Below are 22,703 nucleotides of genomic sequence, written 5' to 3' on the forward strand. Positions count from 1 at the left end.
TGTTGAAGGACTAGAACAGCATCATGATCATCAGGAAAATTTTCGGCATCTTCATGACCGCGCTCATCTTCTGCGCGGCCATCTTGATCGGGCGCGTGCTGTGGGTGCATTACATGGACCAGCCGTGGACCCGCGACGGCCGCGTGCGCGCCGACGTCATCAACGTCGCGCCCGATGTCTCCGGCGCCGTTGTGACCATGCCGGTCGCCGATAACCAGTTCGTGCACAAAGGCGATCTGCTGATGGAAATCGACCCGTCGCATTACCAGATCGCCGTGGAACAGGCACAGGCCACTGTCGCCGCGCGCCAGGCGGATTTACGCATGCGTCGCGACGATGCCGCGCGCCGCGCCGATCTGGACAACGAGGTGGTGTCGAAGGAATCGCGCGATAACGCGAGCCAGGCCGCTTCCGGCGCCGCCGCGAACTTGCAGCAGGCGCAGGCAGCGCTCGATGCCGCCGAGCTCAACCTGGCGCGTACCAAGGTGTTTGCACCGGTCGACGGCTACGTGACGAACCTGAACGTGCATCGCGGTGACTACGCGACGACGGGCGCAGCGAAGCTCGCTATCGTCGATAGCCACTCGTTCTGGGTCTATGGATACTTCGAGGAAACGAAGCTGCCACGTGTGCGTATTGGCGATAAGGCCGAGATGCGGCTGATGAGCGGCGGCGTGTTGAAGGGCCACGTGCAGAGCATTTCGCGTGGCATCTATGACCGCGACAATCCGCAAAGCCGCGAACTGCTCGCCGATGTTAACCCCACGTTCAACTGGGTCCGGCTCGCGCAGCGGGTGCCGGTGCGCATTCATATCGACGAGGTGCCGGCGGATATCGTGCTCGCAGCCGGAACGACCTGCACGGTGGTCGTCGAGCCTACCGGCAAGCCAAGCAGCTTATAGAGAGTCGAACGTTTCCTGAGTCGTATCGATGACCATGAGCCCCGCCCTCAAGCCCGGCTTCACCGTCGGATTCGGAAACACGATGCGCTCCTCGTCGCGAAGCACCTCATACGTGTAATCGTCATCCTCGGCGAGCACCGTGCCGCGCGCGAACGGCGTGAAGTTCGCGACATCACCGGCTACGTGGAGCTGGAACTGCTCGCTCTGTTTATCGATTTGTCCCACGACGGTGAATATCTTTAGCGTAGCGTCGTCGGACGGCGCTATTGGCGCAAGGCCGCCGATCAGCCGTCGCAATGCAGCGTCCGATGCGGCGAAGCGCGACAGATCGTTGTGCCCGAAGGCCCGCACCTTGCCAAGCTCGAGCGTGCACGCGAGCGCGCCCGATTGCTCTGCCGTGAAATGTGTGAACGTGTTCGACTTCTCCTTGTGCAGCAATACCGCCGACAACCCCGCGTCCTGCAACCAGTCGAACATCACGCGCGACAGCGGCGCGCCCGTGTACGGCAGCAGCGCGAACTGTTCGAACACGGATGGACGGATGGCCGTGTGCATGTCGATGTGCCACTTCGCGTGAGTTAAGTCGGCATCGGCTTCCGCGAAAAACGCCCGCGTCACGTTCTCCAGTTCCGCCGCACGCGGCGATTCATGACTTGCCGCAAGCTCAAGATAGCGGCCGTTGAACAGCCGGTTCAAATCGTCGTCACGATAACGACAAGACGCTCGCATCGCGTCGATATTGCCAAAGATAACCAACAGGCGGCTCTTCAGCGCCGCCTTGCCGCTTGCGATATCCGCGACGAGCATCGAAAGCATTTCGATCGGCGCGGTTTCATCGCCGTGTATCCCCGCCGATGCCACCACGCTTTGCAGCACCTCGCCCTCAGGTTCGAATCGAACGATGCCGTCGCCGAGCCATGTCCACTTCACGCCGCCCGGCAACCGGCCTTCAGTCAGTGCGGGCTTCTTTCCATCGAGCACAAAGTCGAGAAAGTTCGCGAACATGGCCGGCTCAACGCTGGAAGTCATAGATGGCACCAAGCTTGAGAATCCCGGTCAGCGCGTCAAGTGCCGCGCGCGATTCATCGAGGAGTTTCAGATCGGCGAGATCGCCGGATGCAATGCGGTCGCGATAGTGCGTGTCGATCCAGGCATCGAGTTGCGCGAACAACGTGTCGTTCATCCAGACGCCGGGGTTGACTACGCCACGCTCCGCATCGTTGAGCACTACGCGCAGCCGCAAGCACGCAGGACCACCGCCGTTCTTCATGCTTTCGCGAAGATCGAAGACGAGGACCTCGTCAATGGACGTGGACCGTGTATGCAACGAATCGAGGTACTTGGCGACACGCGCATTTTCCCTGCACTCCTGCGGCACGACCAGCACCTGCCGGCCGTCGGGGCGTGTCAGCAACTGGCTGTTGAACAGATACGACGAGACAGCATCGGCCACGCTGACTTCTTCTTCGGGCACTTCGATAGCGGTGAACGCGCCGCCATGCGTTTCAAGTTTCGCGCGAAGCTGGTCGTACACGCCGGCCTGATTCAGGAACGCGCGCTGGTGGCAAAACAGCGTGTTGCGGTTACCCACGGCGATCACGTCGTTATGAAACACGCCTGCATCGATCACATCAGGAAGCTGTTGCGCGAAGACAGTGGCATCGTCGGAAAGACCATGAAGGCGTGCGACCGCACGGCTTGCTTCCAGCGTTTGGCGTGCAGGAAAGCGCTTCGGTTCTGCCGAACCCTGACCGTATTCGCTGCGTCCGTAGACGAAAAACTCCACGCCCTTCTTGCCATACTCGTTACAAAAACGCGTGTGATTGGCTGCGCCTTCATCGCCCAATGCGGGTGTGCCGGGCAACGCGTGATGAATCTTGAAATGCTTCTCATCGGCGAAAATGGCCGAGAGCGAACGACGCGTTTCTTCATGCTCGATCGCACGATGCAACTTCGTGCTGAGATTGGCCGGTGTGAAATGCACGCGGCCATCGTTCGTATCCGCCGATGGACTCACCGTCGCAGCGTTCGCGGTCCACATCGCCGAGGCGGAGCTCGCAGCGGCCAGCAATTCGGGCGCTTCTCGCGCAGCACGTTCGACTACTGCAGCGTCATCACCGGTGAAACCAAGGCTACGCAGCAACTTGAGCGACGGCCGCTCCAGCGGCGGCAGCACGCCTTGGTGAAATCCAAGGTCGGCCAACTGCTTCATCTTGCGCAGACCCTGCTTCGCCGCGGCCTTCGGATTGGCGGCCGATTTCTCGTTGTTGCGCGACGCGACATTGCCGAACGACAGCCCCGCGTAGTTGTGCGTCGGGCCGACCAGCCCGTCGAAGTTCGCTTCGAATGCTTGCATCGTGGTTCCTCAGAACTGAAGGCCGGGCGAGACGCTCGCGGGCATTTGCAACTGGGTGCTTTCGACGGATGCCATAGGATACGAGCAGTAGTCCGCTGCGTAAAACGCGCTCGGACGCTGGTTGCCGGAGCGGCCGATACCACCGAACGGCGCCGCCGATGACGCGCCGTTGGTCGGCCGGTTCCAGTTCACAATGCCGGCGCGAATGGTGCGCTGGAATTGGGTCCACGCGGCTTGGTCGTCAGCTAACAGGCCGGCGGATAAACCAAACGCGGTGTCGTTGGCGCGCTCGATCGCCTGATCGAAGGTCGCGTAGCGCGTGAGTTGCAGCATCGGGCCGAAGTGTTCTTCGTCGGGGACGTTGCGCGCATTCGTCACGTCGATGATCGCCGGCGTCACAAAGCCGAGCTGCGCGGAACGTTGCGTCATTTCAAGCAAGGGCTTGCCGCCCGCTTCGATCAACTGCGCCTGCGCCTGCACGAGCTTCGCGGCTGCGCGCGCCGAGATCACCGCGCCCATGAACGGTTGCGGGTCGGCATCGAAGGTGCCCGTTTGAATCTTCGATGTCACGTCGATCAAGCGCGCGGTGAACCGCTCGCCGAATGCGTTATCGGGAACGAACAACCGGCGTGCGCACGTGCAACGCTGCCCGGCAGAAAGGTAAGCCGACTGGATCGTGTGATGCACGGCGGCATCGATGTCTTCGACATCAGCCACCACCAGCGGATTGTTGCCGCCCATTTCCAGTGCGAGCACGATCTCCGGACGGCCGCCGAATTGCCGATGCAGCAACGTGCCGGTATCCGAACTGCCGGTGAAGAACAAACCGTCGATCTGCCGATGATTCGCCAGCGCAATGCCGGTGTCCTTCTCGCCTTGCAGCAGATTCAATACGCCTGCGGGCAAGCCGGCCTGCGCCCACAAGTCCACCGTCATTGCCGCCACGCCGGGCGCGAATTCCGATGGTTTGAACACCACCGTATTCCCCGCGATCAACGCCGGGACAATATGCCCATTCGGCAAATGGCCTGGGAAGTTATACGGCCCGAACACGGCCACGACACCGTGCGGACGATGCCGAAGTACTGCTATGCCATCAGCCATTTCCTGGCGCTTCTCGCCGGTACGTTCGTTATACGACTTGACGGAGATATCGACTTTGGCGGCCATCGTCGCGACTTCGGTCCGCGCTTCCCACAACGGCTTACCGGTCTCGAGACCGATGGTGTGAGCCAGCGCTTCCTTGTTCTCGGTCACGAGCGCCGCGAAACGCCGCGTGATCGCGATGCGCTCGTCCAGCGTCAACGCGGACCACGAAGCGAACGCGCGTCGTGCTGAAAGGACGGCGTGCTCAACGTCCTGAGCCGCTGCGCTCGCGCCTTCCCACACCACGTCGCCATTGCCCGGGTTACGCGATGCAAACGGTGCGCCGGTACCCTCGGTCCACGTGCCATCGATAAATAATTGAGTCGAAATCTTTGTCATGTTCCTTGTCCTTAACTTACGTTCTTCGCACGTGGTTGCGATGCCAGCACACGCACCGTATCGCCGGCTTGCACGCGCAGCGCGGCGGCCTCTTCCGGTGTCAGCAGGAAGGTGCCGTCCTCGGGCACGCCGAACGTCGCGCCGCAGCGGAAGTCGTCAAGCGATGTATTCGATACCAGGCTGCGAGCCTCGCCGTGCTCTGCACGCTCACCAATGCGCACCGTCACCAGCACGCTCTCGCGCACCGTGCGCAAGTCGGCTACGTGACATTCGAGGACGGGACCTGCATCGAAGATATCGACGTGATTTTCATAGCGCAGCCCTTCCGTTTCGAGCATCTTGCGTGCGGGCATGGTGTCCCGATGCGTCAACCCGACCGCCGCTTGCGCGTCTTCGGGCAGCATCGCGAGATAGACCGGATAGCGCGGCATCAACTCGGCGAGGAACGACTTCTTGCCGTGCGAGCTGAGATAGTCGGCGGCATTGAAATCGATCTGGTAGAAGTGCGATCCAACCGCCTGCCAGAATGGCGACGCGCCGCTTTCATCGAAATGGCCGCGCAGTTCAGCGCACAGGCGCTCCGGAAAGCGCTCGCGGAATTGCGCGATAAACATGAAGCGCGAACGCGACAGCAAACCACCCACGCCGGCCGTGCGGTATCGCGGACTTAAAAAGAGCGAGCAGACTTCCGCGTAACCGGTGAGATCGTGCGAAATGTTGAGCAGCGACATCTTGGTCCACACGCCCAGGTCGCGGCTGGCATGCACGACCGTCGATACACGGTAGTTATAAAACGGCTGCTCCAGCCCGACTTCCGTTTCAATACCGCACACGCCCGCAATATCGCCGGTAGCAGTGTCTTCCATCGCGAACAGATACCCTGCTTCGAAGGCTTCAGCCTCATCGGCGAGCGTTCGTCGGGCGCGTTCAACCCGCGCTGTCAGCGCATCGCGGTCTGGCTTGAAGGTGGTGAGTCCCGGTCCGGTCTCGTGCGCGAGCGCGACGAGCGCGTCGACATCTCCAGGCTGCACGCAGCGGACAACAATCATTGCAATTCTCCCGAAGCCTGATGAAGCGGCACGCAACGCACCGTATCGGAATCTTTCACGCTTAGAACCTTGCACAGTTCCGCCGACAGCGGCGCACCGGTCGCACGCGAGGACGGCAGGTTGACCAAAGCGCATCGAAACGCGTGCGCACCGCCGGCTGCGATCAGGTAAGGCGTGCCTGACGTGCCCGTGTCATCCTGAGCCATTCGCACGGTGCGAACTTCGTTCGCCAACACGGACGCACTGCGCTCCACCGCGACGGTCAGAACCGGGCCGGCATCGAAGATATCGACGAAACGATCCGGCTCGAAACCTTCCTCAAGGTGGATGTCATACGCGAGCAACGCACCGTCGTCCGGCTCGCCCAGCACGCGCTGCGCCTCGGGCGGCAACAGCGGCACGTAAAGCGGATAACTCGGCATCACTTCCGCGATAAACGTCCGGCTGCGGCCACCGGACTCCAGTTCGACCTGCTCGAAATCGCGGCCGAAGAACTTGCGCCCGACCGCTTCCCAGAACGGCGATACACCCGCTTCATCGGTGACGCCAAGCATTAGCGAGAAGACGTCGTCGGAGAAACGCTTGCGGTGCGCGGCCACGTACATCATGCGAGCGCGAGAAAGCAGATGCGCGGCAGCATCGTGCGTGGCTTCGCGCACCGATGGGTCGATATAGAAACCCGTCAGGCGGCTCTTGCCGGTGAGTTCATGCGACATGGTGAGCGCGTGAATCTTGCGGTTCACCTTGAGTTCGCGCGAGGCGTGGATCAGCGCGTCATTACGGAACGCGTAGAACGGTTCCGAATAGCCCGCCGATGCCACGATGCTCGAACTGCCAAGCAACGCGCCGGTCGCTGTTTCCTCGAGCACGAACAGATAAAACTCCTCGCCCGGAAACTCGACTTCCGCGCGAAACGAATCTTCGGAAAGCGCAACGCGCGTTTCCAGGACACTGCGGTCGCGCGGTAACGAATGCAGCACCGGATGCGCGGCATTCGCCATCCGTTCGAGCGCGTCGAGATCCGCGAGTCTTGCGGGGCGGACGATTAACATCGGCGGTTCCGTTGGTTGAGAGAATAGACCGAAGCCCGGACCGAAGCCCGCAGGTTCACTGAGCCACGTTGGCGATGGCCTTTTCGATGCGCGCGAAGCCCTCGTCGAGATCGGCCATGGGCATGATCAGCGACGGCGCGAAACGCAGCACGTTCGGCCCCGCGATCAGCATGATCACGCCTTGTTCCGCGGCAGCGTTGAGCACGTCCTTGGCGCGGTCCTTGTACGCGTCGGCGAGTTCGGCGCCGATCAGCAGTCCCTTGCCGCGAATTTCCTTGAACACGGAGAAACGCTCGTCGATGCGCTTCAGATGCGCCTTGATCGCCTCGCTGCGTTGCTGCACGCCTTCGAGCACGGCAGGGTCGCTGATCAGTTCAACCACCTTGTCCGCAATAGCCGCGCCGAGCGGATTGCCGCCGTACGTCGTCCCGTGCACACCGACCTTGAAATGCGCCGCGATCTTGTCCGTGGTCAGCATTGCGCCGATCGGGAAACCATTGCCGAGCGCCTTGGCGGTCGTCAGGATGTCCGGCGTCACGCCGTAGCCCATGTACGCGTAAAACGTGCCGGTGCGGCCCACGCCCGTTTGTACCTCGTCAAAAATCAGCAGTGCGCCGTGCTGGTCGCAAGCCTCGCGCAGACCCTGGAGGAACGCGGGATCGGCGGGCAGCACACCGCCTTCGCCCTGCACCGGCTCGACGATCACCGCACAGGTTTGCGGGCCGATCGCGGCACGGGCGGCGGCCAGATCGTTATAGGGAAGATGCGTGATGCCTTGCGGCGTCGGGCCGAAACCTTCGGCGTATTTCGGCTGGCCGCCCACGCTGACGGTGAACAGCGTCCGGCCATGGAACGACTGCGTGAACGAGATGATTTCGACTTTCTGCGGACCGGTGTTGTCGATAGCGTAGCGGCGCGCGAGTTTCAGCGCGGCTTCGTTCGCTTCTGCACCGGAATTCGCGAAGAACGCGCGGTCGGCGAAAGTCAGGTTCGTGAGGCGAGTCGCGAGCCGCAGCACCGGTTCGTTGGTGTAGCCATTACCGATATGCCAGAGTTTCTGGCCTTGATCGTGGAGCACTTTCAGCAGTTCGGGATGCGCGTGGCCCAACGCCGTCACCGCGATACCACCGGCGAAATCGACATAGTCACGACCTTCCGTATCCCATACGCGGGAACCGAGTCCGCGATCCGGCACGAAATTCGCCGGGGAGAAAAGAGGCACCATCACTTCGTCGAACGTACCGCGCGTTACATTGAGATCCGTCATGAACCGCTCCTATGCTTGTTCGGGTATTCCAGCTTATGTTCCAGCTCACACATTGTTATCAGATGGTAGGCGTGCGCGGGCCGCGCGTCTTGCGGGAACGCGACAAGGTTTCATGGTATTCGAGGGGATTGACGCTTGTAAGTCAGCCGAAAGACATAGGCGCGTGGCCTGTCGGTGAAAATCGGACGCGGAGCGATCAACCCGATCGCCCCGCCAGGCTCTCAGAGCCAGCACTAATAAGTCCAGCCCTACTTAAGGCTGCCGGACAAAAATTGCTTCAGCCGTTCGCTCCTGGGCGTGCTCAACACCTCAGCCGGCGCGCCCTCTTCTTCCGTGCGGCCCTGGTGCAGAAACATCACATGATTCGATACATTCCGCGCAAAGCCCATCTCATGCGTGACAACGATCATCGTGCGGCCTTCTTCAGCCAGCTTCTGCATGACCTTGAGCACTTCGCCCACCAGTTCGGGATCGAGCGCGGACGTGGGTTCATCGAAGAGCATCACATCGGGATGCATGGCGAGCGCGCGTGCAATGGCCACCCGCTGCTGCTGGCCGCCCGACAAATGCGACGGATACTGCTTCTCGACCTTGGGCGCCAGCCCAACCTTCTCCAGGCATTCCCGCGCCCGTTCGCTCGCTTCTTTCTTCGATAACCCCAGCACATGCATGGGCGCTTCCATGACGTTTTCAATCGACGTCATGTGCGCCCACAAGTTGAAATGCTGGAACACCATCGCGAGCTTCGTGCGCACGCGCTGCAACTGCTTGTGGTCGGCGACTTCGAGATTGCCCATGCGATCGGTTTTCGTGCGCACCGGCTCACCGTCGACGATGATCTCGCCCGCGTTCGGCCGTTCGAGGAAGTTGATGCAGCGCAGGAAAGTACTTTTGCCCGAGCCGCTCGAGCCGATGATGCTGATCACATCGCCGGCGTTGGCTGCGAGCGAAACGCCCTTGAGCACCTCGTTCTCGCCGAAACGCTTGTGGATATCGCGGGCGACGAGTTTGACCGCGGCGTTTTGCGCGGCGGCCGATGCAGCATTTTGTGCGGATGAGTCCAACGCATTCTCCCCGGAAGATGGGTCTGGCGGGCCTGTCGGGTCTGACACCCCGCCCTATGTCGATCATGGCTGCGGATTCTACCGAAAGCCGCCGGTGGACAGGCATAGGGACAAACGCCCTCGCGCGGCTGACGGCCAAACGCTCAGTCCTTTGCATCCGACGCGGGAGCCGGCATCACCGCCCGCGCTTGCTGCGCGACGCGGCCATTGGCCATCGCGATCTCGGGGCTGGTTTGCAGCATCGGCAGGTATTGGGCGTCGAAAGCGGCGTTGCGATCCTTCGCGCCGAACATGCCCGTCACCGCGTGCGCCATGTCGATACGGCCGTCCGGCGTGGCGTCAGCGTCGTCCAGCACGTCATCAAGTGCAGCAATCAGCGTTGAGAGTGGGCCCAGCCATTTGTAAGCGCTGCCGTTGATCACGATCTGCAGGAACTCACCGGGCGACACCGCGCCGAATTCGGCTTCGTGGCGGGTACGTAATTCGTCGAGGATGCTACGGTGCAGCGCCAGCAGCGGATGGCGCACGTCCTTGAGAAACGTGGTCGCGACCGGGTCGGTCATCCTGATGATGGTCATGGTCATTGCCCCGAAGTGGAAAATGAGCCAAGCCTACACCGTCGCCAGGCCACGCCCTACATAGCGAATAAAATCCGGCGCGGTCAGCGGCGCGGAAAAAAGCCAGCCTTGCCCGAATTGGGCGCCGCGCGTGCGCAGGTAACACGCCTGCTCCTCGCGCTCGATACCCTCGGCGACCACCTGTACATGCAGCGTCAGCGCCATGTCGATAATGTGCGACGCCACGCTGCTGGACGCCGCGTCCTGGTCGACCGTATCGACGAAAGACTTGTCGATCTTCAGCGCGTCCACCTGAAAATTCTGCAGGTGCGAGAGGCTCGAATAACCCGTCCCGAAGTCGTCGATATACACCGGATGTCCTGCATCGCGAAACGCCTGGATGACTTCCTTGGCGGCGTCGGCGTCGAGAAAACAGCGCTCGGTCGCCTCGATCCGGATCTGCTGCGGTGCGATCTTCGCAGCCGCAATCGCGGGCGTCAGCCGCTCCAGGAACCGGCGCGAAGTCAGGTCCGGCGCGCTCAGGTTGATCGACACGTAGAGTTCCCTGTAGCGCTGCAGGAACTCGCCGAGCTCGAGCAGGATCGTATCGAATACCTGGTCGGTGATGGCCTGGATCAGCCCACGATGTTCGGCGAGCGGAATGAAGTGATCGGGCCGCACAATGCGATTCTGGTGCTTCCAGCGCACGAGCGCTTCAGCACCAATGCAGCGCCGCGTAGTGAGATCGACGATCGGCTGATACGCCACGATGAACTGATGCCGGCGCACGGCGTCGCTGAGCTGCCCGAGTGGCGAAAGACGGCGCACCATCGACAGGCCGAGCCACGCGGAGAGCGTCAGGCCGCTCGCGACGCCCGCGAACAGCCAGGTCCAGGGCAGCGCACGCAGGCGTTCGGTGAAAGTCGCGTCGGATGCGCTCGCTGCGTTTGACGAGTCGAAACCACGACGCGCCGTGTCGGGGTTCGGAGGCATCGCCGTCGCGGCGAACGTGGGTGTCGGAAAATGGGCGAACAGCCGGGAAGGTGTGGCCACCGAGGTGTTGGCCATCAGCCGGATTGCGCCGGTGTCGACCATGCGCACGACATAGCGCTCGAGCACCGCAGCTTCCCGCGCTGCGGCGACACGTTCATTCACGCCCGGCGCAAACAGGACGCACAACACCCCCGGCAGCAACGCCGCGATCAGCACGATGCTAGCCAGGAACGCCACGCGCCCGCTGTGTCTGAACGTGATCATCGTGCGCTTTTCATGGTGCGACGCCTTTGCGCCGGATGCGCGCTGCATAATGGTTTTTAATGAGGCACCTGATGACATGTGTGTCGTGGCCGATTGGGTCAAGGCTCGCGGCCCGCGCCGTTAGCGTCGTTTGTCATGGTCCGGTTGTTCACGCCGCTAGTCGTGTCCACTTGGCTGACAACCGTATCCCTGTTTCCTTGCATCGTCCCTGCAAACGGCCCAGTTTAGCGGCCGGGTACGCCGGGCTTCAATGCTTTGCCGTCCACGAAATGCCTGCTTTGGTGGGCTGGCGCACGCCGGCTCGATGCTTTTCCGGCACGTGTGCGCAGACGTCTGGTAATTGGCGGATGAGTCCGATAGTCGTGAGAAAATCGGCGCTCCGGATGATGACCTTTCTCACCGGCCGATCAACACGATCAACACGATCAAAACGATCAACACCCAAACCACGGAGGTACTCGATGGCATTGCCTGACGCCGGCGCGCTCACGATCCGCGATGCGAACGCCGCCGATCTCGAAACGATTACCCGCATTTACGCCCACTACGTGCTGCACGCTCTCGCGACCTTCGAGGAAACGCCGCCGGCTGTCGACGAGATGCGCGCGCGGCACGCAACAATCACCGGTGCGGGCTTGCCTTATCTCGTGGCTGAAATGGATGGCGTGGTCGTGGGGTACACGTATGCGACCGCGTATCGGCCGAGATCGGCGTATCGGCACACGATTGAGGATTCGGTTTATATCGCCGATGGCTTCAGTGGGCGTGGCCTCGGTCTCGCGCTGCTGACGGCGCTGATCGAACGTTGCGACGCGGGGCCGTGGCGCGAACTCGTAGCGGTGATAGGCAACAGCGGCAACGCCGGGTCGATCGCGTTGCATGCGCGCCTTGGATTCGAGCATGTCGGCGTGCTGCGCAAGGTGGGCTACAAACACGGCCAATGGGTCGATACCGTGCTCATGCAACGCTCCCTCGGCGAGGAAAAGGCGTTGATTCCGCAGAAATAAGCCACGCGAACCGGCTCACGCGATTCATCTCCGGATAGTTCGCAGCGGCAACGCATTCGCCATACCATTGCATAGCATCGCGACCCTTTCGTCGCCAGTGTCTTCTTTCACAACACCCTGAGCTTTAGTTGCCCACTTACACCCTCGCCACCGCCGTCAGTGCAGAAATCGACATCCGCAAAAGCCGCTTTATCGCGCTCGCGATTCCTGTCGCCGATCGCGCAGCCGCGATGCTCGAACTCAATGCGCTGCGTGCCCTGCATCCCGGCGCCACGCATGTCTGCTGGGCGCTGCTGGCGGGCGGTGAATCCGGCATGTCCGACGATGGCGAGCCTTCCGGCACAGCCGGACGACCGATCCTGGAAGTGCTGCGCCATCACGAAGTGGATGGCGTGCTGGCCGCCGTCGTGCGCTACTACGGCGGCATCAAGCTCGGCGCGGGCGGCCTGGTCCGCGCGTACACCGACTCCATTGCAACTGCGATGCAACTGGCCGAACGCATAGAACGCGTGGCGCTCGGCGTGCTGCAAGTGGAAGTGGATTACGCCGATGAAGCGCGGGTGCGGCGCTGGATTGAACAAGAAGGCCATGCGCTCGATGAACCCGGCTACGGCATGACCGTATGCCTGTCGATCCGGATGCCGCTTTCGGTGCGCGACCAAGCCGCCGACGTTATCCGGGACCTGACCCACGGTCGCGCGGTCATTACCAAAGCGCCCTGAACACCATGAGCACCGCCGACCATCCACGCTCTTTTACGATCACACTGCTGCCCTCGCAGCGGAGCTTCGCGTCAACCGGGCAGACCACGATCCTGGAAGCAGCCGCGCTTGCCGGCTTGCGCCTGTCGAGTTCATGCCGCAACGGTACGTGCCGCTCGTGCCTGTGCCGTCTTGTTGATGGCACCCTGCAGTACCGGATCGACTGGCCGGGTCTGAGTGCGGACGAAAAAGCCACGGGCTGGATTCTGCCGTGCGTGGCGCTGCCCACGTCCGATTTGATTATCGATCAGGTGGATTTTCTGGAAATGCCAGATCCCGCCAATATCGCCGAAACAAAACGGGCTCGCGGCCGGGGATTTTGAGCACTCGAATCGGGCTCAGCACGACTGCGCGGAAATGGCCGATAACCGTCAGCCACCACTCGGGTATGTCGGGATTGTTGTCTTTTATCAAAGACATACGATGGCATTCCCAAGCCGCGAAGTGCGTCCCATAGGCCGTCCGATTGTTCACCGGCCTGTAATTAAGGCGTCGAAAAGTGTACAATTGCGTTTTTCCCAATTTTCTGGCAGGGCCAGACCAACTGAGATATCAATGACAAAAGTATTGTTGAAAGAGAACGAGCCTTTCGACGTCGCCATGCGCCGTTTTCGCCGCACCGTCGAACGTACCGGCCTGATTCAGGAACTGAAGTCGCGTATGGCTTTTGAAAAGCCGACCACCGAGCGCAAGCGCAAGAAAGCTGCTGCTGTTGCTCGCCTGCGCAAGCAGATCCGTCGCGCACAGTTGCCCAAGAAATTCTATTGATGTTGTTGTACGTCTGAACGGCGGCTTGCCGGTCGACTCAGTTCGATCGAAGCGCCCTGGCCCGGCGGTCAATTTGTGGCTCGATCCGCAAATCAATCATGACTTACTTCGCCCATCGAGGCGAACCCGGGCGAAGCTAAGGCCGCAGCTACATTGAGCACCCGCTTTGAGTACCGTCCAAGCGCACTTGCTGAATCGATCATGACGGCTCGGCCGCATGAATAGATCGCGCGGAAATATAAAACGCGCGCTACGCTTAGCCGCGCTTCTTCCGTTGAACTGTTGATCAGTCTCAAGGGGTCGATAACTGTATCGGCCTTGGCGCACGCATCCAGAGTTCGAAAGCCTGCACGATTTAATATCGTGCAGGCTTTTTGCGCTTGAACATTATTCATCGACGCACTTTCCAACCATGCACGACCGTAAACGCATAAAGCCCGGATAGTCCGGGCTTTATGCGTTGAATCTCTGGTTGCGGGGGTAGGATTTGAACCTACGACCTTCGGGTTATGAGCCCGACGAGCTGCCAGACTGCTCCACCCCGCGAAAAAGATTATAGCGCTAAGGGTATGTCAGGTCAAACCGAATCGAAGAATAATGATATCGACTGTGAATGCGTTGATTTTATTGCAGCGATGCAGGCTTCGCCTGAGGGTACGGATCGGCCCCGCGACGTACCGCTTCCACACAGCGCCGATGTTCCCGCGACAAGCGGTTCAACAGCGGCAGCAGAATGATTGCCACGGCGGCCCCGCCTGCCGCGAGCCAGCCAATACTGTCGCGATACCCAACGCCACACCGCCCACCGCGACCGCAACAAAGCGGCTCCACTTCATGGGTTCGTCGTCGGGAGCGGAGCCAATGCGCCCGACCGACCTCCGCATCACCATGAAGTTGATCAAGCCCAGCACCATGCCCGCAAAACACACGGCGAAGGCTACGTGCCAGCCCCAGTGATCCTTGATCCACGGCGTTGCGAGCATCGAAATGGTCGAGCCGATATTGACTGACATGTAGTAGATGGTGAACGCGCTGTCGAGGCGTGCGTCATCGCCTTCGTAAATGCGGCGCACGAGATTCGCTGCGTTCGCCTTGAAGAGACCGTTGCCGACCACGATCACACCCAGCGCCGCGTACAGGTACCCCAATGAATCGAACGGAATGGAGAGCATCAGGTAACCCGATGCCAGAACGCACGCACCGAAGATCATTGTGCGCCGCGCACCCAGCACCTTGTCGCCGATCCAGCCGCCTATTGCCGGCGCCGAGAACACGAGCGCGGTGAACGCGCCCCATGTGAGGTTCGCGTGGGAATCGGCGAAACCGAGCTTGTCGATCATGAACAGCACGAGTAATGCGGCCATGCCGTAATAGCCGAAACGCTCCCACATCTCGATGAGGAAAACAGTCGTGAACGAGCGTGTCTGAGACACGCTGGACGGATGTGGAGTCATGGGTGGGTAATCTCGATAGAGGTTGAACGGCGCCCTCTGCGTCTGAATCGTTCGCGACCCATCCGCCAGCCAGGCGATGTGGGATAAAACGCAGTCGATTCATTAATACAGGAGTCCGATACATGGGAAGTCGCGATTATCCCAACACTTTTCCAAAATGTGTGTCAAATGCTTGCACATACAGCGTTCAGTTTTTTGAGACTAAGGCGGCGAATGAAAATTGGATGAAGCGCTGAAGGCTCTCGCGCTGTTATTGTTTGATTAGCGTCAATTGTTCTTTGAATTGGACAGGTTTCTTATACTTTTTTAACCCTTCAATCATTTCGTATAACGATCTAATTGATCGATCCGGTACCGGCCCACGGCCTTTTTTAAAATTCGTGCTAACTTTGTGTCTTCAATTCATTCTCAGGTTGCATCGACATGAACACTACCAAGGCGATTCTCACCGGCCACACACGCGGTCTCGGTGCGGCGCTGGCCGACCTCATGCTGTCACGCGGCATCGCCGTGCTGGGGGTATCACGCGGCGTATCGCACAATCGGAGCAACATGCCCGCTTCAGCGCTCTTGCAGGAAGTCGAACTCGATCTCGCGGATCCCGTCGCGCTCGGTGAATGGCTTGGGACTGAAACGCTCGCGCGTTTTGTCGACGGCGCGCATACGGTCCTGCTGATCAACAATGCCGGCATGCTGCAGCCAGTGGGCGCAATTGAAGGGCAGGACGTGAACGCTATCGGGCGCTCGGTGAGCCTGAATGTTGCCGCGCCGTTGATGTTGTCGGCAGCAGTGGCAGCCGCAAGCCCGCAGGCGGCTGATCGGCGGATTGTGCATATCTCGAGCGGTGCGGCACGCAACGCGTATGCCGGCTGGAGCATCTATTGCGCGACGAAGGCGGCGCTCGATCATCATGCGCGCGCGGTCGCGCTGGATAACAACCGGGCGTTGAGAATTTGCAGCGTTGCACCGGGTGTTGTCGATACCGGCATGCAAGCCGAGATTCGCGGCACGGGTCTGGAACAGTTTCCGTTGCGGGAAAAATTCGATGAACTCAAACGCAGCGGCCAGCTTTCGACCCCAGCCGATGCCGCACGAAAAGTGCTCGACTACGCGTTGAGTGGCACGTTCGGTGACGCGCCCGCGGTGGACGTACGCGACTTGTCGTGAGCGTCTGCATGAGTGTCGCCGCGAACTGCTTGCTGGGAAAGCGCATCGGCGGCTGTGTTGCGGGCGCGGGGAATCCACTGGAGGCGAACATCGGCGAGTTGCGCGATCAGACCGCGCGCCTGCGCCGCGTAGGTGCTTAGCGCGGGCGCGCTGCCGGCTTCGTCGCCAAGCACGTCTTCAATGACGACCTGACTGTCGCCATGAATCACAAGCTTGGCCGGGGCCGGCTTTCGTGATACCGCGGCTTCGAGCACCGCGATCAGCGCAAGATATTCTGCCTCGCAACTGTCGCCATGACCGGCCCGCGCGCTGATTTTCACAACGTCGCCGTCCGGGCCCTCCAGCACACCGCCTATGCCAATCTTGCCAGGATTCGGATGCGCCGAGCCGTCGAACCAGGCATGCCAGGCGGCGGCATCACGGACAGCCGGCCGCACTCTTCTGGCCGCGCGCTCGGCGGCACGTTCTTGCTCACGACGATGGCGCGACTGTTCGGTCGCGGCCCTTTCCCGACGCCGCGCGCTCACGAGCTCCGTGAGCGTCTGCGTACCGGCGGATTTTTCCAGCGTCTGCGTCAAGGCGGCGTGAGCGGAGAGCGATGTGAGCTTCGACAACCGCCGGCTCATCGCACGCTCCTTCTTGTAGGCAATCAGGAATAGCTCTTCGAACTCGAACATGCTGGGCATCAAGGTGATCGAATGAGGTGATCGAATGCCGAGCTTAACAAGTTTTTGCAGCGGGTCGAAAATCGGAGGGCTGAGAACGTTGCCGGTTGATATGAAGCGCTTAGGGCGCTGGCGCGGCGATCACTACGCTGGCGTGTCGATGCTCCGAGCCTTGGGCGTCGCCTCGTCCAGTCAAGTCGCTCCCGCCCGTTGCCGAAACAATCCGCGCTTCCACCACAACCTGCTGGTGCGCCGAGAGCGTATCGGCTGCGTTGATGGCAAGCGAGTCATCGAGAACGATCGTAGTGGGAAGTTGACCTGCGGCCAGATGACGCTCGGCGAGCAATGTGTTCGACGGGGCTGCAGCAACGACCGCGCTCGCTGGATTCAGCGAAGTTGGTGCGTCGCTCGCGCGTGCCGTCACGATCACCGCTGCATCGGAGGCGACGTGCGCGCCATCGGCCAGTCGAATATCCACGGTAACCGCGCTCACGCCCAGCGCCCCATCAATATTCTTACGCAGCTGGACGGCCTCGGGCGAATCCACCTTGAGCGTCGCAAGCAGCCGTCGCCAATACTCGATCGCGCGGGCATACCCCCGCGCTTCGAACGCCGCCGACGCCGCCAGCGCAAGCGCCTTCGGATCAGCGGGATCGATGGCGAGCGCCGCCGCGATCTCCTCCGATGCTCGCCCGGCGAGTTGGCCATCGTCCGCGCTGGCGATGGCATCGGCGAAATCAGCTCGCAGCGATGCGTCGCGCGGCTCGAGCGCTACTGCTTTCGCGTAGGCTGCGACCGCGTCTGTTGGCCGCTCGAGGACGGTGTACGAGCGTGCGAGCGTGGCCCAGGCGGCGGCATCGCGAGGATCCGGCGCATGGTCGCGCAGACGAAATGCGAGCCGCGAAACCATCATCTCGACCGACATCGACGACATGTCGTGCGAGACGCCCAACGAGACACCCAGCGACTCGTCCAGCGGGTTGTCCAGCTTAAGCGCCGCCGGTTCGCCGAGCTTCAGATACAGCAGGCACGCAGCGCTCGGGAAAAGCGCAATCAGCACGGCACAGGTTGCGGCGCGTGTAGCCGTACGCGGTGTGGACCGGCGTGCAAGCGAACGCGAACCGGTGGCATCGGCAAGTACGCGCTGTTCTATATCGCTGCGCATGCTTGCATGTTGGTCTGGCGATAACGCGCCCGTGCGCAGATCCGCGTCGGCATCAGCCAATTCCCGCCGATACAGCGACACGCTCAGCGCTCGAGTCCTCGGTGCAGCGGCTACGCTTTCCCGCTGCATCAACGGCACGACTGCGCACAGGATGGCCGTTATCAGCATCACGGCTGCGATGATCCAGAAGGTGATCATGTACGGTTGCCCAGCAGACGTCGGGCGCGTTGCTGCTGCAGGTCGGTGAGCTTTGGCGGCATCATCTTCCGGCGTTGCAAAACGATGCCGGCGAACACCCCGAGGCCAAGTGCGAGGAGCGCGAAAGGACCGAGCCAGAGGACCCACGTCAGCGTTTTGAACGGTGGATCGTAGAGAACGAAATCTCCGTAACGCGTCACCATGTAGTCGCGAATCTGCGCATCGGTTGCGCCCTGCTGGACTTGCTCGTGAATGATCAAGCGCAGATCGGCGGCGAGATCGGCCGTGGAATCCGCGATGGTTTCGTTCTGGCATACAAGACAGCGAAAGCTCGATTCGAGGCGGCGCATGCGACCGGCGAGTTCTGGAGCGGCACTCGCATTTGCGGTTATTCCGGCGCTTGTGCTGGCATCGACCTGGCTTCGAACGTTGCTTTGAACCTGCGCTTCAACCGTAACGTGAGCGGTTCCCTGAGCGCTGGAATCGGCATCGGCGATCATCACAACGCCGGATCTCGCGGCTGCGCCTGCCACACCAATCACCAACACGCAACACAACCCGGGCACGATCCTATTCATCGCTGCCCTCGCGTTGAAGGCTTCGCACGAGCGGCAGGATTTGCGTGTCGAGTGCGGCTTGCGTGAGCGGTCCCGAGCGTTTGAAGCGGATCACACCACGCCGGTCGACGATAAACGTTTCAGGCACGCCATACACGCCATAGTCGATACCCGTCTGCCCCGAGCGATCAATCATCGTTGCAATATACGGGTCGCCCGCCTGCTTGAGCCACTGTCGCGCGGCATCCGGCTCATCCTTGTAATCGAGCCCGTAGATCGGAACGATGTTCTTTCGTGCGAGCGCCACGAGCGCCGGCTGTTCATCGCGGCACGACTCGCACCACGACGCCCAAACGTTCATCACCCACACCTGGCCGCGCAACGCTTCGGGAGACAGGCGCCGGCCGGCGGCATCGAGACGCGGTAGGTCGAACGCGGGTGCTTGCTTGCCGATGAACGTCGACGGCAAGCGTCCCGGATCGTTCGATAACGACGCCGCCAACACCGCGCTCAAGCCCGCGAAGAAAATTAGCGGCAGCAGGAAGCGTTTCATGATCTCGTCTCCTTCACGTTCGCTACGTTCGCCGCTGCGATAGCCGCCTGAGTTCGAATACGCGCATGAACCGCACTCGATGCAACCTCCCGCCGCTCGCGCACGGCAAGCCGATACCGCCGGTCGCTTGCCGCCAACACGCCGCTGAACGCCATCAACAAACACCCCGCCCAGATCCAGTCGACGAATGGTTTGATCTGCACGCGCACGGTCCACGCGGTGTTGCTGTTTCCGGCTGCATCGCCGAGGGCGACGTAGAGATCGCGGAACACGCCGCGGTTGACGGCGGCTTCGGTCATCGTCGTTTTCTGCACGGTAAAGAAGCGCTTTTCCGGATGCATCACCGCAATCACGCGCCCTTCCCGGCTCACCACGATCTTCGCCCGCAGTGCGCGATAGTTCGGACCGTCAAGCGGTTTGGTGCCATCGAAGCGAAAGGTGTAGCCGCCGGCCTCGATCGATTGCCCGACATCCAGCCGTGCATCGCCTTCGGTTTCATAGCCTTTGACCAGCGTCACGCCGGCGATAAAAATCCCGATGCCGACGTGCGCAACCAGCATGCCGTAGAACCCGCGCGGCACATGGAAGAACCGCAGAACCCACGGCCCTCGCTGTTCCGCGATACGCCCGGCCAGCGCCGTGAGCATGGTCGTCGCGCACCACACGGCCAGCAGCATGCCGAGCGCCACCATCGGTTTCCATCCGCCCGCGAGCCACGGCAACGCGATCGCCGACGCCACGCTGACCACGACCGCCCAACTCAAACGCACGGCGATATCGGGCAGGCGCGCGGACTTCCACCTTGCAATCGGACCGATGCCCATGAGGAATACGGCGGGCGTCATCAACGGCACGAATACCGCATCGAAATACGGCGCACCGACGGAAATTTTTCCGAGCCCGAGCACATCGAGCACGAGCGGATACAACGTGCCGAGGAATACCGAAGCGGCCGCGACCATCAGCAAGACGTTGTTCGATAGCAGCAACGACTCACGCGATATCGCGGCGAATCCCGGACCCAGCCCGATCTTCGGTGCCCGCCATGCGAACAATATCAACGCGCCGCCGGTCACTATCGACAGGAACATGAGGATGAAAATGCCACGCGTGGGATCAGAGGCGAACGCGTGCACCGACGTAATGACGCCCGAACGCACAAGGAACGTGCCGAGCAAGCTAAGCGAGAACGCGCAGATCGCGAGCAACACGGTCCACGCGCGAAAACTGCCGCGTTTATCAGTGACGGCGAGCGAATGCATCAGCGCCGTACCAACGAGCCAGGGCATGAACGAGGCGTTCTCCACGGGGTCCCAGAACCACCATCCGCCCCAGCCGAGTTCGTAGTACGCCCAGCCGCTGCCGAGCATGATGCCCAGCGTCAGGAAGGTCCACGCGGCCGTGGTCCACGGGCGCGACCAGCGCGCCCAGGCGGCATCGAGCTCCCCTGACAACAACGCCGAGACAGCGAATGAGAACGCTACGGCGAAGCCGACATACCCCATGTACAGAATGGGTGGATGCGAGACCATGCCCGGGTCTTGCAGCAACGGGTTGAGATCGCGGCCATCCATCGCGGGCGGCAAAAGACGCGTGAACGGATTGGAAGTCCAGAGCATGAACGCCAGAAAACCCGCGTTGATCCAGCTCATCACGCCGAGCACGCGCGCGACCATGGGTCGCGGAAGCTGCTTGCTGAACACAGATACCGCCGCCATCCACCACGTGAGCAGCAAGGTCCAGAGCAACAGCGACCCTTCATGGCCGCCCCAGACCGCGGCGAAGCGGTAGATGAGCGGCAGCATCGAATTGGAATTCGATGCGACATACGCCACTGAGAAATCGTTGCCTATGAACGAAACCGCGAGGCAAGCGAACGCCATCGTGACGAATCCGCATTGGGCACGTGCAAGCGCCCACGCGCTTCGGGTCCAGGCGGATATCCCGCGTGCCGCGCCGACAAGCGGCAACACGCCGGCCATGATCGCGAGGAGCAACGCCACGATCAACGCAAACTGACCGAGTTCCGGGATCATCGGGTGACTCCTGCGGGAGCAAGTGCCTTATCCGATACCCGCATGGAGCGCGCGCGTTTGATGGCATCGGCGGCATCCGGCGGCATGTATTTTTCATCGTGTTTGGCCAGCACCTGATCCGCCAGGAACACACCGTCCGGCAACAACCTGCCCTGAGCCACCACACCCTTGCCTTCGCGAAACAGATCAGGCAACGCCCCGCGGTAAAGCACCGGAATCTCTCGAGCGGTGTCGGTGATCATGAACCGCACGGTCAGGCCACCGGCGTCGCGCTCGACCGAACCGCGCTCTACCAACCCGCCTACGCGCAATCGCGCTGCGTGTTTCACGCTGCCCGAGGCGAGTTGCGAGGGCGTGACGAAGAACATCACGTTGGCGTTAAACGCATTCAACACGAGCGCGGCCGCGCCGCCGAGCGCCACAAGCCCGGCGGCGACACCGCACGCGCGCCGCGTGCGCCCTTTCACGGTTTCTCCGTCAATGTGCTTGTGCGCGTGTGCGTCTGGGCAACACGCCCGCGCCTGCGCTGCCGCCTGTTCGAACCGACAGTTATTGCGATCTCGATGGCGAGCACGAGGAAGGTAATGTCGAACGCGACCCACAGGTACCAGAGATCGCCATCGCCACCGGTCAAGCTGTTCATGATGTTCATCACGCGCCCTCCCCTTCATCGATAATCCGCCGCACCCGTACGAGCGCCATGGCAATCGCGTAACACCAGAACGCCAGCGTCATCACCACAAGGCCGGCGAGCATTGAGCTGTCCATCGATACCCCGCTGCCGAATGAAAGCGATGCGCCCTGATGCAGCGTGTACCACCACTGCACCGAGAAATAGATGACGGGCACGTTGACCACCCCGGCGAGCGCGAGCACGGCACAGGCACGATCGGCTCGGCGGGTGTCGTCGATGGCGCCATGCAGCGAGATGAAGCCCAGATACAGGAACAGCAGAATCAACTCGGACGTGAGCCGGGCGTCCCAGACCCACCACGCACCCCACGTTGGGCGGCCCCACAGCGCGCCCGTCACGAGCGCGAGGGCGGTGAAAAGCGCGCCGGTCGGGGCGATGGCGCGGGCCATCATCGCGGAAAGGCGTGCGTTCAGGATCAGGCCAAGCGCAGCGTAAGCGGCCATCACGACATAGAGCAGCATCGACATCCACGCCGCCGGCACATGCACGAACATGATGCGATACACATCGCCCTGCACGGCGTCCGTGGGCGCGATGAACAACGCGATCTGGATGCCCGGCATCACGAGCAAAAGGGCGGCAATAGCGAAGCGGGGAATCATCTTCCCCGCCAGCCGGTGGAATGGTCTCGGAGATGCATAACGCAACCAGCCGGTCAGCGCTATAGACGAGTTCATGATTGATATGCC

Annotated in this window: 24 protein-coding genes, 1 tRNA gene and 1 pseudogene; 6 read left to right on the forward strand and 20 right to left on the reverse strand. The window is 61.5% G+C overall.

From position 1 onward, the window contains the following. Positions 1-23: 23 nt before the first annotated feature. Positions 24-902 carry an HlyD family secretion protein gene (locus FH08_RS0114595; RefSeq protein WP_031359031.1) on the forward strand — a complete coding sequence of 293 codons (879 nt, stop codon included), beginning with the start codon at positions 24-26 and terminating at the stop codon, positions 900-902. Here FH08_RS0114595 and astE read toward each other — a convergent pair. The 9 genes from astE to FH08_RS0114640 all read right to left on the reverse strand — a co-directional run bounded on the left by astE (position 897) and on the right by FH08_RS0114640 (position 10,989). After that, positions 897-1,931 carry a succinylglutamate desuccinylase gene (gene astE / locus FH08_RS0114600; protein WP_031359032.1) on the reverse strand — a complete coding sequence of 345 codons (1,035 nt, stop codon included), beginning with the start codon at positions 1,929-1,931 and terminating at the stop codon, positions 897-899. The two genes, FH08_RS0114595 and astE, sit on opposite strands and share 6 nt — an antisense overlap. Continuing rightward, positions 1,915-3,258, reverse strand: a complete 1,344-nt coding sequence (astB, locus tag FH08_RS0114605) for an N-succinylarginine dihydrolase (RefSeq protein WP_031359033.1) — start codon at positions 3,256-3,258, stop codon at positions 1,915-1,917. The genes astE and astB overlap by 17 nt, the downstream gene beginning before the upstream one ends. Positions 3,259-3,267: 9 nt before the next feature. Continuing rightward, positions 3,268-4,743 carry a succinylglutamate-semialdehyde dehydrogenase gene (gene astD / locus FH08_RS0114610; RefSeq protein ID WP_031359034.1) on the reverse strand — a complete coding sequence of 492 codons (1,476 nt, stop codon included), beginning with the start codon at positions 4,741-4,743 and terminating at the stop codon, positions 3,268-3,270. An 11-nt stretch (positions 4,744-4,754) separates the two neighbouring features. Next, complete coding sequence (gene astA / locus FH08_RS0114615) at positions 4,755-5,792, reverse strand: arginine N-succinyltransferase (protein ID WP_031359035.1); 1,038 nt, start codon at positions 5,790-5,792, stop codon at positions 4,755-4,757. Beyond that, positions 5,789-6,844 (reverse strand): arginine/ornithine succinyltransferase subunit alpha, encoded by a 1,056-nt coding sequence (gene aruF, locus FH08_RS0114620; RefSeq protein ID WP_031359036.1) that lies wholly within the window; start codon positions 6,842-6,844, stop codon positions 5,789-5,791. The genes astA and aruF overlap by 4 nt, the downstream gene beginning before the upstream one ends. Before the next feature lie 55 nt (positions 6,845-6,899). Further along, positions 6,900-8,111 carry an aspartate aminotransferase family protein gene (locus FH08_RS0114625; protein ID WP_031359037.1) on the reverse strand — a complete coding sequence of 404 codons (1,212 nt, stop codon included), beginning with the start codon at positions 8,109-8,111 and terminating at the stop codon, positions 6,900-6,902. A 248-nt stretch (positions 8,112-8,359) separates the two neighbouring features. Then, positions 8,360-9,175, reverse strand: coding sequence for an ATP-binding cassette domain-containing protein (locus FH08_RS0114630; RefSeq protein WP_051888277.1), 816 nt, complete (start codon positions 9,173-9,175; stop codon positions 8,360-8,362). A 143-nt stretch (positions 9,176-9,318) separates the two neighbouring features. Continuing rightward, on the reverse strand, positions 9,319-9,753 hold the full coding sequence (locus FH08_RS0114635) for a hypothetical protein (protein WP_235210367.1): 435 nt from the start codon (positions 9,751-9,753) through the stop codon (positions 9,319-9,321). A 33-nt stretch (positions 9,754-9,786) separates the two neighbouring features. Next, the gene (locus FH08_RS0114640) at positions 9,787-10,989 is read right to left on the reverse strand and encodes an EAL domain-containing protein (RefSeq protein ID WP_235210368.1); all 1,203 of its coding nucleotides are present in this window, start codon (positions 10,987-10,989) and stop codon (positions 9,787-9,789) included. A gap of 461 nt (positions 10,990-11,450) precedes the next feature. Here FH08_RS0114640 and FH08_RS0114650 point away from each other — a divergent pair, with 461 nt between their 5' ends. From FH08_RS0114650 to rpsU, 4 genes are all read left to right on the forward strand, one after another. Further along, on the forward strand, positions 11,451-11,996 hold the full coding sequence (locus tag FH08_RS0114650) for a GNAT family N-acetyltransferase (RefSeq protein ID WP_031359041.1): 546 nt from the start codon (positions 11,451-11,453) through the stop codon (positions 11,994-11,996). Between the two features lie 128 nt (positions 11,997-12,124). After that, positions 12,125-12,718 (forward strand): IMPACT family protein, encoded by a 594-nt coding sequence (locus tag FH08_RS0114655; protein ID WP_031359042.1) that lies wholly within the window; start codon positions 12,125-12,127, stop codon positions 12,716-12,718. Positions 12,719-12,723: 5 nt separating this feature from the next. Continuing rightward, positions 12,724-13,080: a 2Fe-2S iron-sulfur cluster-binding protein gene (locus tag FH08_RS0114660; protein ID WP_051888278.1), complete on the forward strand. Its 357-nt coding sequence runs from the start codon at positions 12,724-12,726 to the stop codon at positions 13,078-13,080. A 232-nt stretch (positions 13,081-13,312) separates the two neighbouring features. Beyond that, a complete protein-coding gene (rpsU, locus tag FH08_RS0114665; RefSeq protein WP_031359044.1) occupies positions 13,313-13,525 on the forward strand; it encodes a 30S ribosomal protein S21 in 213 nt (70 codons plus the stop codon). A gap of 92 nt (positions 13,526-13,617) precedes the next feature. Here the strand turns inward: rpsU and FH08_RS51865 are convergent, their stop codons facing one another. The 3 genes and pseudogenes from FH08_RS51865 to FH08_RS0114675 all read right to left on the reverse strand — a co-directional run. Then, positions 13,618-13,920, reverse strand: a complete 303-nt coding sequence (locus tag FH08_RS51865; protein WP_152602831.1) for a hypothetical protein — start codon at positions 13,918-13,920, stop codon at positions 13,618-13,620. A 74-nt stretch (positions 13,921-13,994) separates the two neighbouring features. Beyond that, a tRNA-Met gene (locus FH08_RS0114670) sits at positions 13,995-14,071 on the reverse strand. A gap of 227 nt (positions 14,072-14,298) precedes the next feature. Next, a pseudogene (locus FH08_RS0114675) lies at positions 14,299-14,979 on the reverse strand (peptide MFS transporter); the annotation flags it as partial. A gap of 423 nt (positions 14,980-15,402) precedes the next feature. On the opposite strand from FH08_RS0114675, the gene FH08_RS0114680 reads away from it, so the two are divergent. Continuing rightward, the gene (locus FH08_RS0114680) at positions 15,403-16,146 is read left to right on the forward strand and encodes an SDR family oxidoreductase (RefSeq protein ID WP_031359046.1); all 744 of its coding nucleotides are present in this window, start codon (positions 15,403-15,405) and stop codon (positions 16,144-16,146) included. On the opposite strand, the gene FH08_RS0114685 is transcribed toward FH08_RS0114680, so the two are convergent. The 8 genes from FH08_RS0114685 to ccmC all read right to left on the reverse strand — a co-directional run bounded on the left by FH08_RS0114685 (position 16,086) and on the right by ccmC (position 22,691). Then, positions 16,086-16,832 carry a ribonuclease HI family protein gene (locus tag FH08_RS0114685; protein ID WP_063771202.1) on the reverse strand — a complete coding sequence of 249 codons (747 nt, stop codon included), beginning with the start codon at positions 16,830-16,832 and terminating at the stop codon, positions 16,086-16,088. The genes FH08_RS0114680 and FH08_RS0114685 overlap by 61 nt on opposite strands. A gap of 100 nt (positions 16,833-16,932) precedes the next feature. Then, a complete protein-coding gene (ccmI, locus tag FH08_RS48430; RefSeq protein WP_035566249.1) occupies positions 16,933-18,174 on the reverse strand; it encodes a c-type cytochrome biogenesis protein CcmI in 1,242 nt (413 codons plus the stop codon). Next, positions 18,171-18,752, reverse strand: coding sequence for a cytochrome c-type biogenesis protein (locus FH08_RS0114695; RefSeq protein WP_235210369.1), 582 nt, complete (start codon positions 18,750-18,752; stop codon positions 18,171-18,173). Before FH08_RS0114695 ends, ccmI begins: the two co-directional genes overlap by 4 nt. Then, the gene (locus FH08_RS0114700) at positions 18,745-19,284 is read right to left on the reverse strand and encodes a DsbE family thiol:disulfide interchange protein (protein WP_031359050.1); all 540 of its coding nucleotides are present in this window, start codon (positions 19,282-19,284) and stop codon (positions 18,745-18,747) included. The genes FH08_RS0114695 and FH08_RS0114700 overlap by 8 nt, the downstream gene beginning before the upstream one ends. Then, a complete protein-coding gene (locus FH08_RS0114705) occupies positions 19,281-21,320 on the reverse strand; it encodes a heme lyase CcmF/NrfE family subunit (protein WP_051888279.1) in 2,040 nt (679 codons plus the stop codon). Before FH08_RS0114705 ends, FH08_RS0114700 begins: the two co-directional genes overlap by 4 nt. Next, positions 21,317-21,787, reverse strand: coding sequence for a cytochrome c maturation protein CcmE (gene ccmE, locus FH08_RS0114710; protein ID WP_031359052.1), 471 nt, complete (start codon positions 21,785-21,787; stop codon positions 21,317-21,319). Before ccmE ends, FH08_RS0114705 begins: the two co-directional genes overlap by 4 nt. Then, complete coding sequence (locus tag FH08_RS53380; protein ID WP_031359053.1) at positions 21,784-21,972, reverse strand: hypothetical protein; 189 nt, start codon at positions 21,970-21,972, stop codon at positions 21,784-21,786. The genes ccmE and FH08_RS53380 overlap by 4 nt, the downstream gene beginning before the upstream one ends. Continuing rightward, complete coding sequence (gene ccmC, locus FH08_RS0114720; RefSeq protein WP_031359054.1) at positions 21,972-22,691, reverse strand: heme ABC transporter permease CcmC; 720 nt, start codon at positions 22,689-22,691, stop codon at positions 21,972-21,974. The genes FH08_RS53380 and ccmC overlap by 1 nt, the downstream gene beginning before the upstream one ends. Between the last annotated feature and the right edge of the window lie 12 nt (positions 22,692-22,703).

The sequence above is a fragment of the Caballeronia sordidicola genome, from assembly GCF_000729995.1.
GTDB classification, from domain to species: domain Bacteria; phylum Pseudomonadota; class Gammaproteobacteria; order Burkholderiales; family Burkholderiaceae; genus Caballeronia; species Caballeronia sordidicola_A.

What these genes read in the sequence shown, in the direction of transcription:
- rpsU (WP_031359044.1), top strand. Translation starts at nt 13,313, where the DNA reads ATGACAAAAGTATTGTTGAAAGAGAACGAGCCTTTCGACGTCGCCATG.
- FH08_RS0114705 (WP_051888279.1), bottom strand. Translation starts at nt 21,320, where the DNA reads ATGATCCCGGAACTCGGTCAGTTTGCGTTGATCGTGGCGTTGCTCCTC.
- FH08_RS0114685 (WP_063771202.1), bottom strand. Translation starts at nt 16,832, where the DNA reads ATGCCCAGCATGTTCGAGTTCGAAGAGCTATTCCTGATTGCCTACAAG.
- FH08_RS0114635 (WP_235210367.1), bottom strand. Translation starts at nt 9,753, where the DNA reads ATGACCATCATCAGGATGACCGACCCGGTCGCGACCACGTTTCTCAAG.
- FH08_RS0114650 (WP_031359041.1), top strand. Translation starts at nt 11,451, where the DNA reads ATGGCATTGCCTGACGCCGGCGCGCTCACGATCCGCGATGCGAACGCC.
- FH08_RS0114695 (WP_235210369.1), bottom strand. Translation starts at nt 18,752, where the DNA reads ATGAATAGGATCGTGCCCGGGTTGTGTTGCGTGTTGGTGATTGGTGTG.
- FH08_RS0114660 (WP_051888278.1), top strand. Translation starts at nt 12,724, where the DNA reads ATGAGCACCGCCGACCATCCACGCTCTTTTACGATCACACTGCTGCCC.
- ccmC (WP_031359054.1), bottom strand. Translation starts at nt 22,691, where the DNA reads ATGAACTCGTCTATAGCGCTGACCGGCTGGTTGCGTTATGCATCTCCG.
- astB (WP_031359033.1), bottom strand. Translation starts at nt 3,258, where the DNA reads ATGCAAGCATTCGAAGCGAACTTCGACGGGCTGGTCGGCCCGACGCAC.
- FH08_RS0114595 (WP_031359031.1), top strand. Translation starts at nt 24, where the DNA reads ATGATCATCAGGAAAATTTTCGGCATCTTCATGACCGCGCTCATCTTC.
- astE (WP_031359032.1), bottom strand. Translation starts at nt 1,931, where the DNA reads ATGACTTCCAGCGTTGAGCCGGCCATGTTCGCGAACTTTCTCGACTTT.
- ccmI (WP_035566249.1), bottom strand. Translation starts at nt 18,174, where the DNA reads ATGATCACCTTCTGGATCATCGCAGCCGTGATGCTGATAACGGCCATC.
- astA (WP_031359035.1), bottom strand. Translation starts at nt 5,792, where the DNA reads ATGATTGTTGTCCGCTGCGTGCAGCCTGGAGATGTCGACGCGCTCGTC.
- astD (WP_031359034.1), bottom strand. Translation starts at nt 4,743, where the DNA reads ATGACAAAGATTTCGACTCAATTATTTATCGATGGCACGTGGACCGAG.
- FH08_RS0114640 (WP_235210368.1), bottom strand. Translation starts at nt 10,989, where the DNA reads ATGATCACGTTCAGACACAGCGGGCGCGTGGCGTTCCTGGCTAGCATC.
- aruF (WP_031359036.1), bottom strand. Translation starts at nt 6,844, where the DNA reads ATGTTAATCGTCCGCCCCGCAAGACTCGCGGATCTCGACGCGCTCGAA.
- FH08_RS0114625 (WP_031359037.1), bottom strand. Translation starts at nt 8,111, where the DNA reads ATGACGGATCTCAATGTAACGCGCGGTACGTTCGACGAAGTGATGGTG.
- FH08_RS0114680 (WP_031359046.1), top strand. Translation starts at nt 15,403, where the DNA reads ATGAACACTACCAAGGCGATTCTCACCGGCCACACACGCGGTCTCGGT.
- FH08_RS0114700 (WP_031359050.1), bottom strand. Translation starts at nt 19,284, where the DNA reads ATGAAACGCTTCCTGCTGCCGCTAATTTTCTTCGCGGGCTTGAGCGCG.
- FH08_RS53380 (WP_031359053.1), bottom strand. Translation starts at nt 21,972, where the DNA reads ATGAACATCATGAACAGCTTGACCGGTGGCGATGGCGATCTCTGGTAC.
- FH08_RS51865 (WP_152602831.1), bottom strand. Translation starts at nt 13,920, where the DNA reads ATGAATAATGTTCAAGCGCAAAAAGCCTGCACGATATTAAATCGTGCA.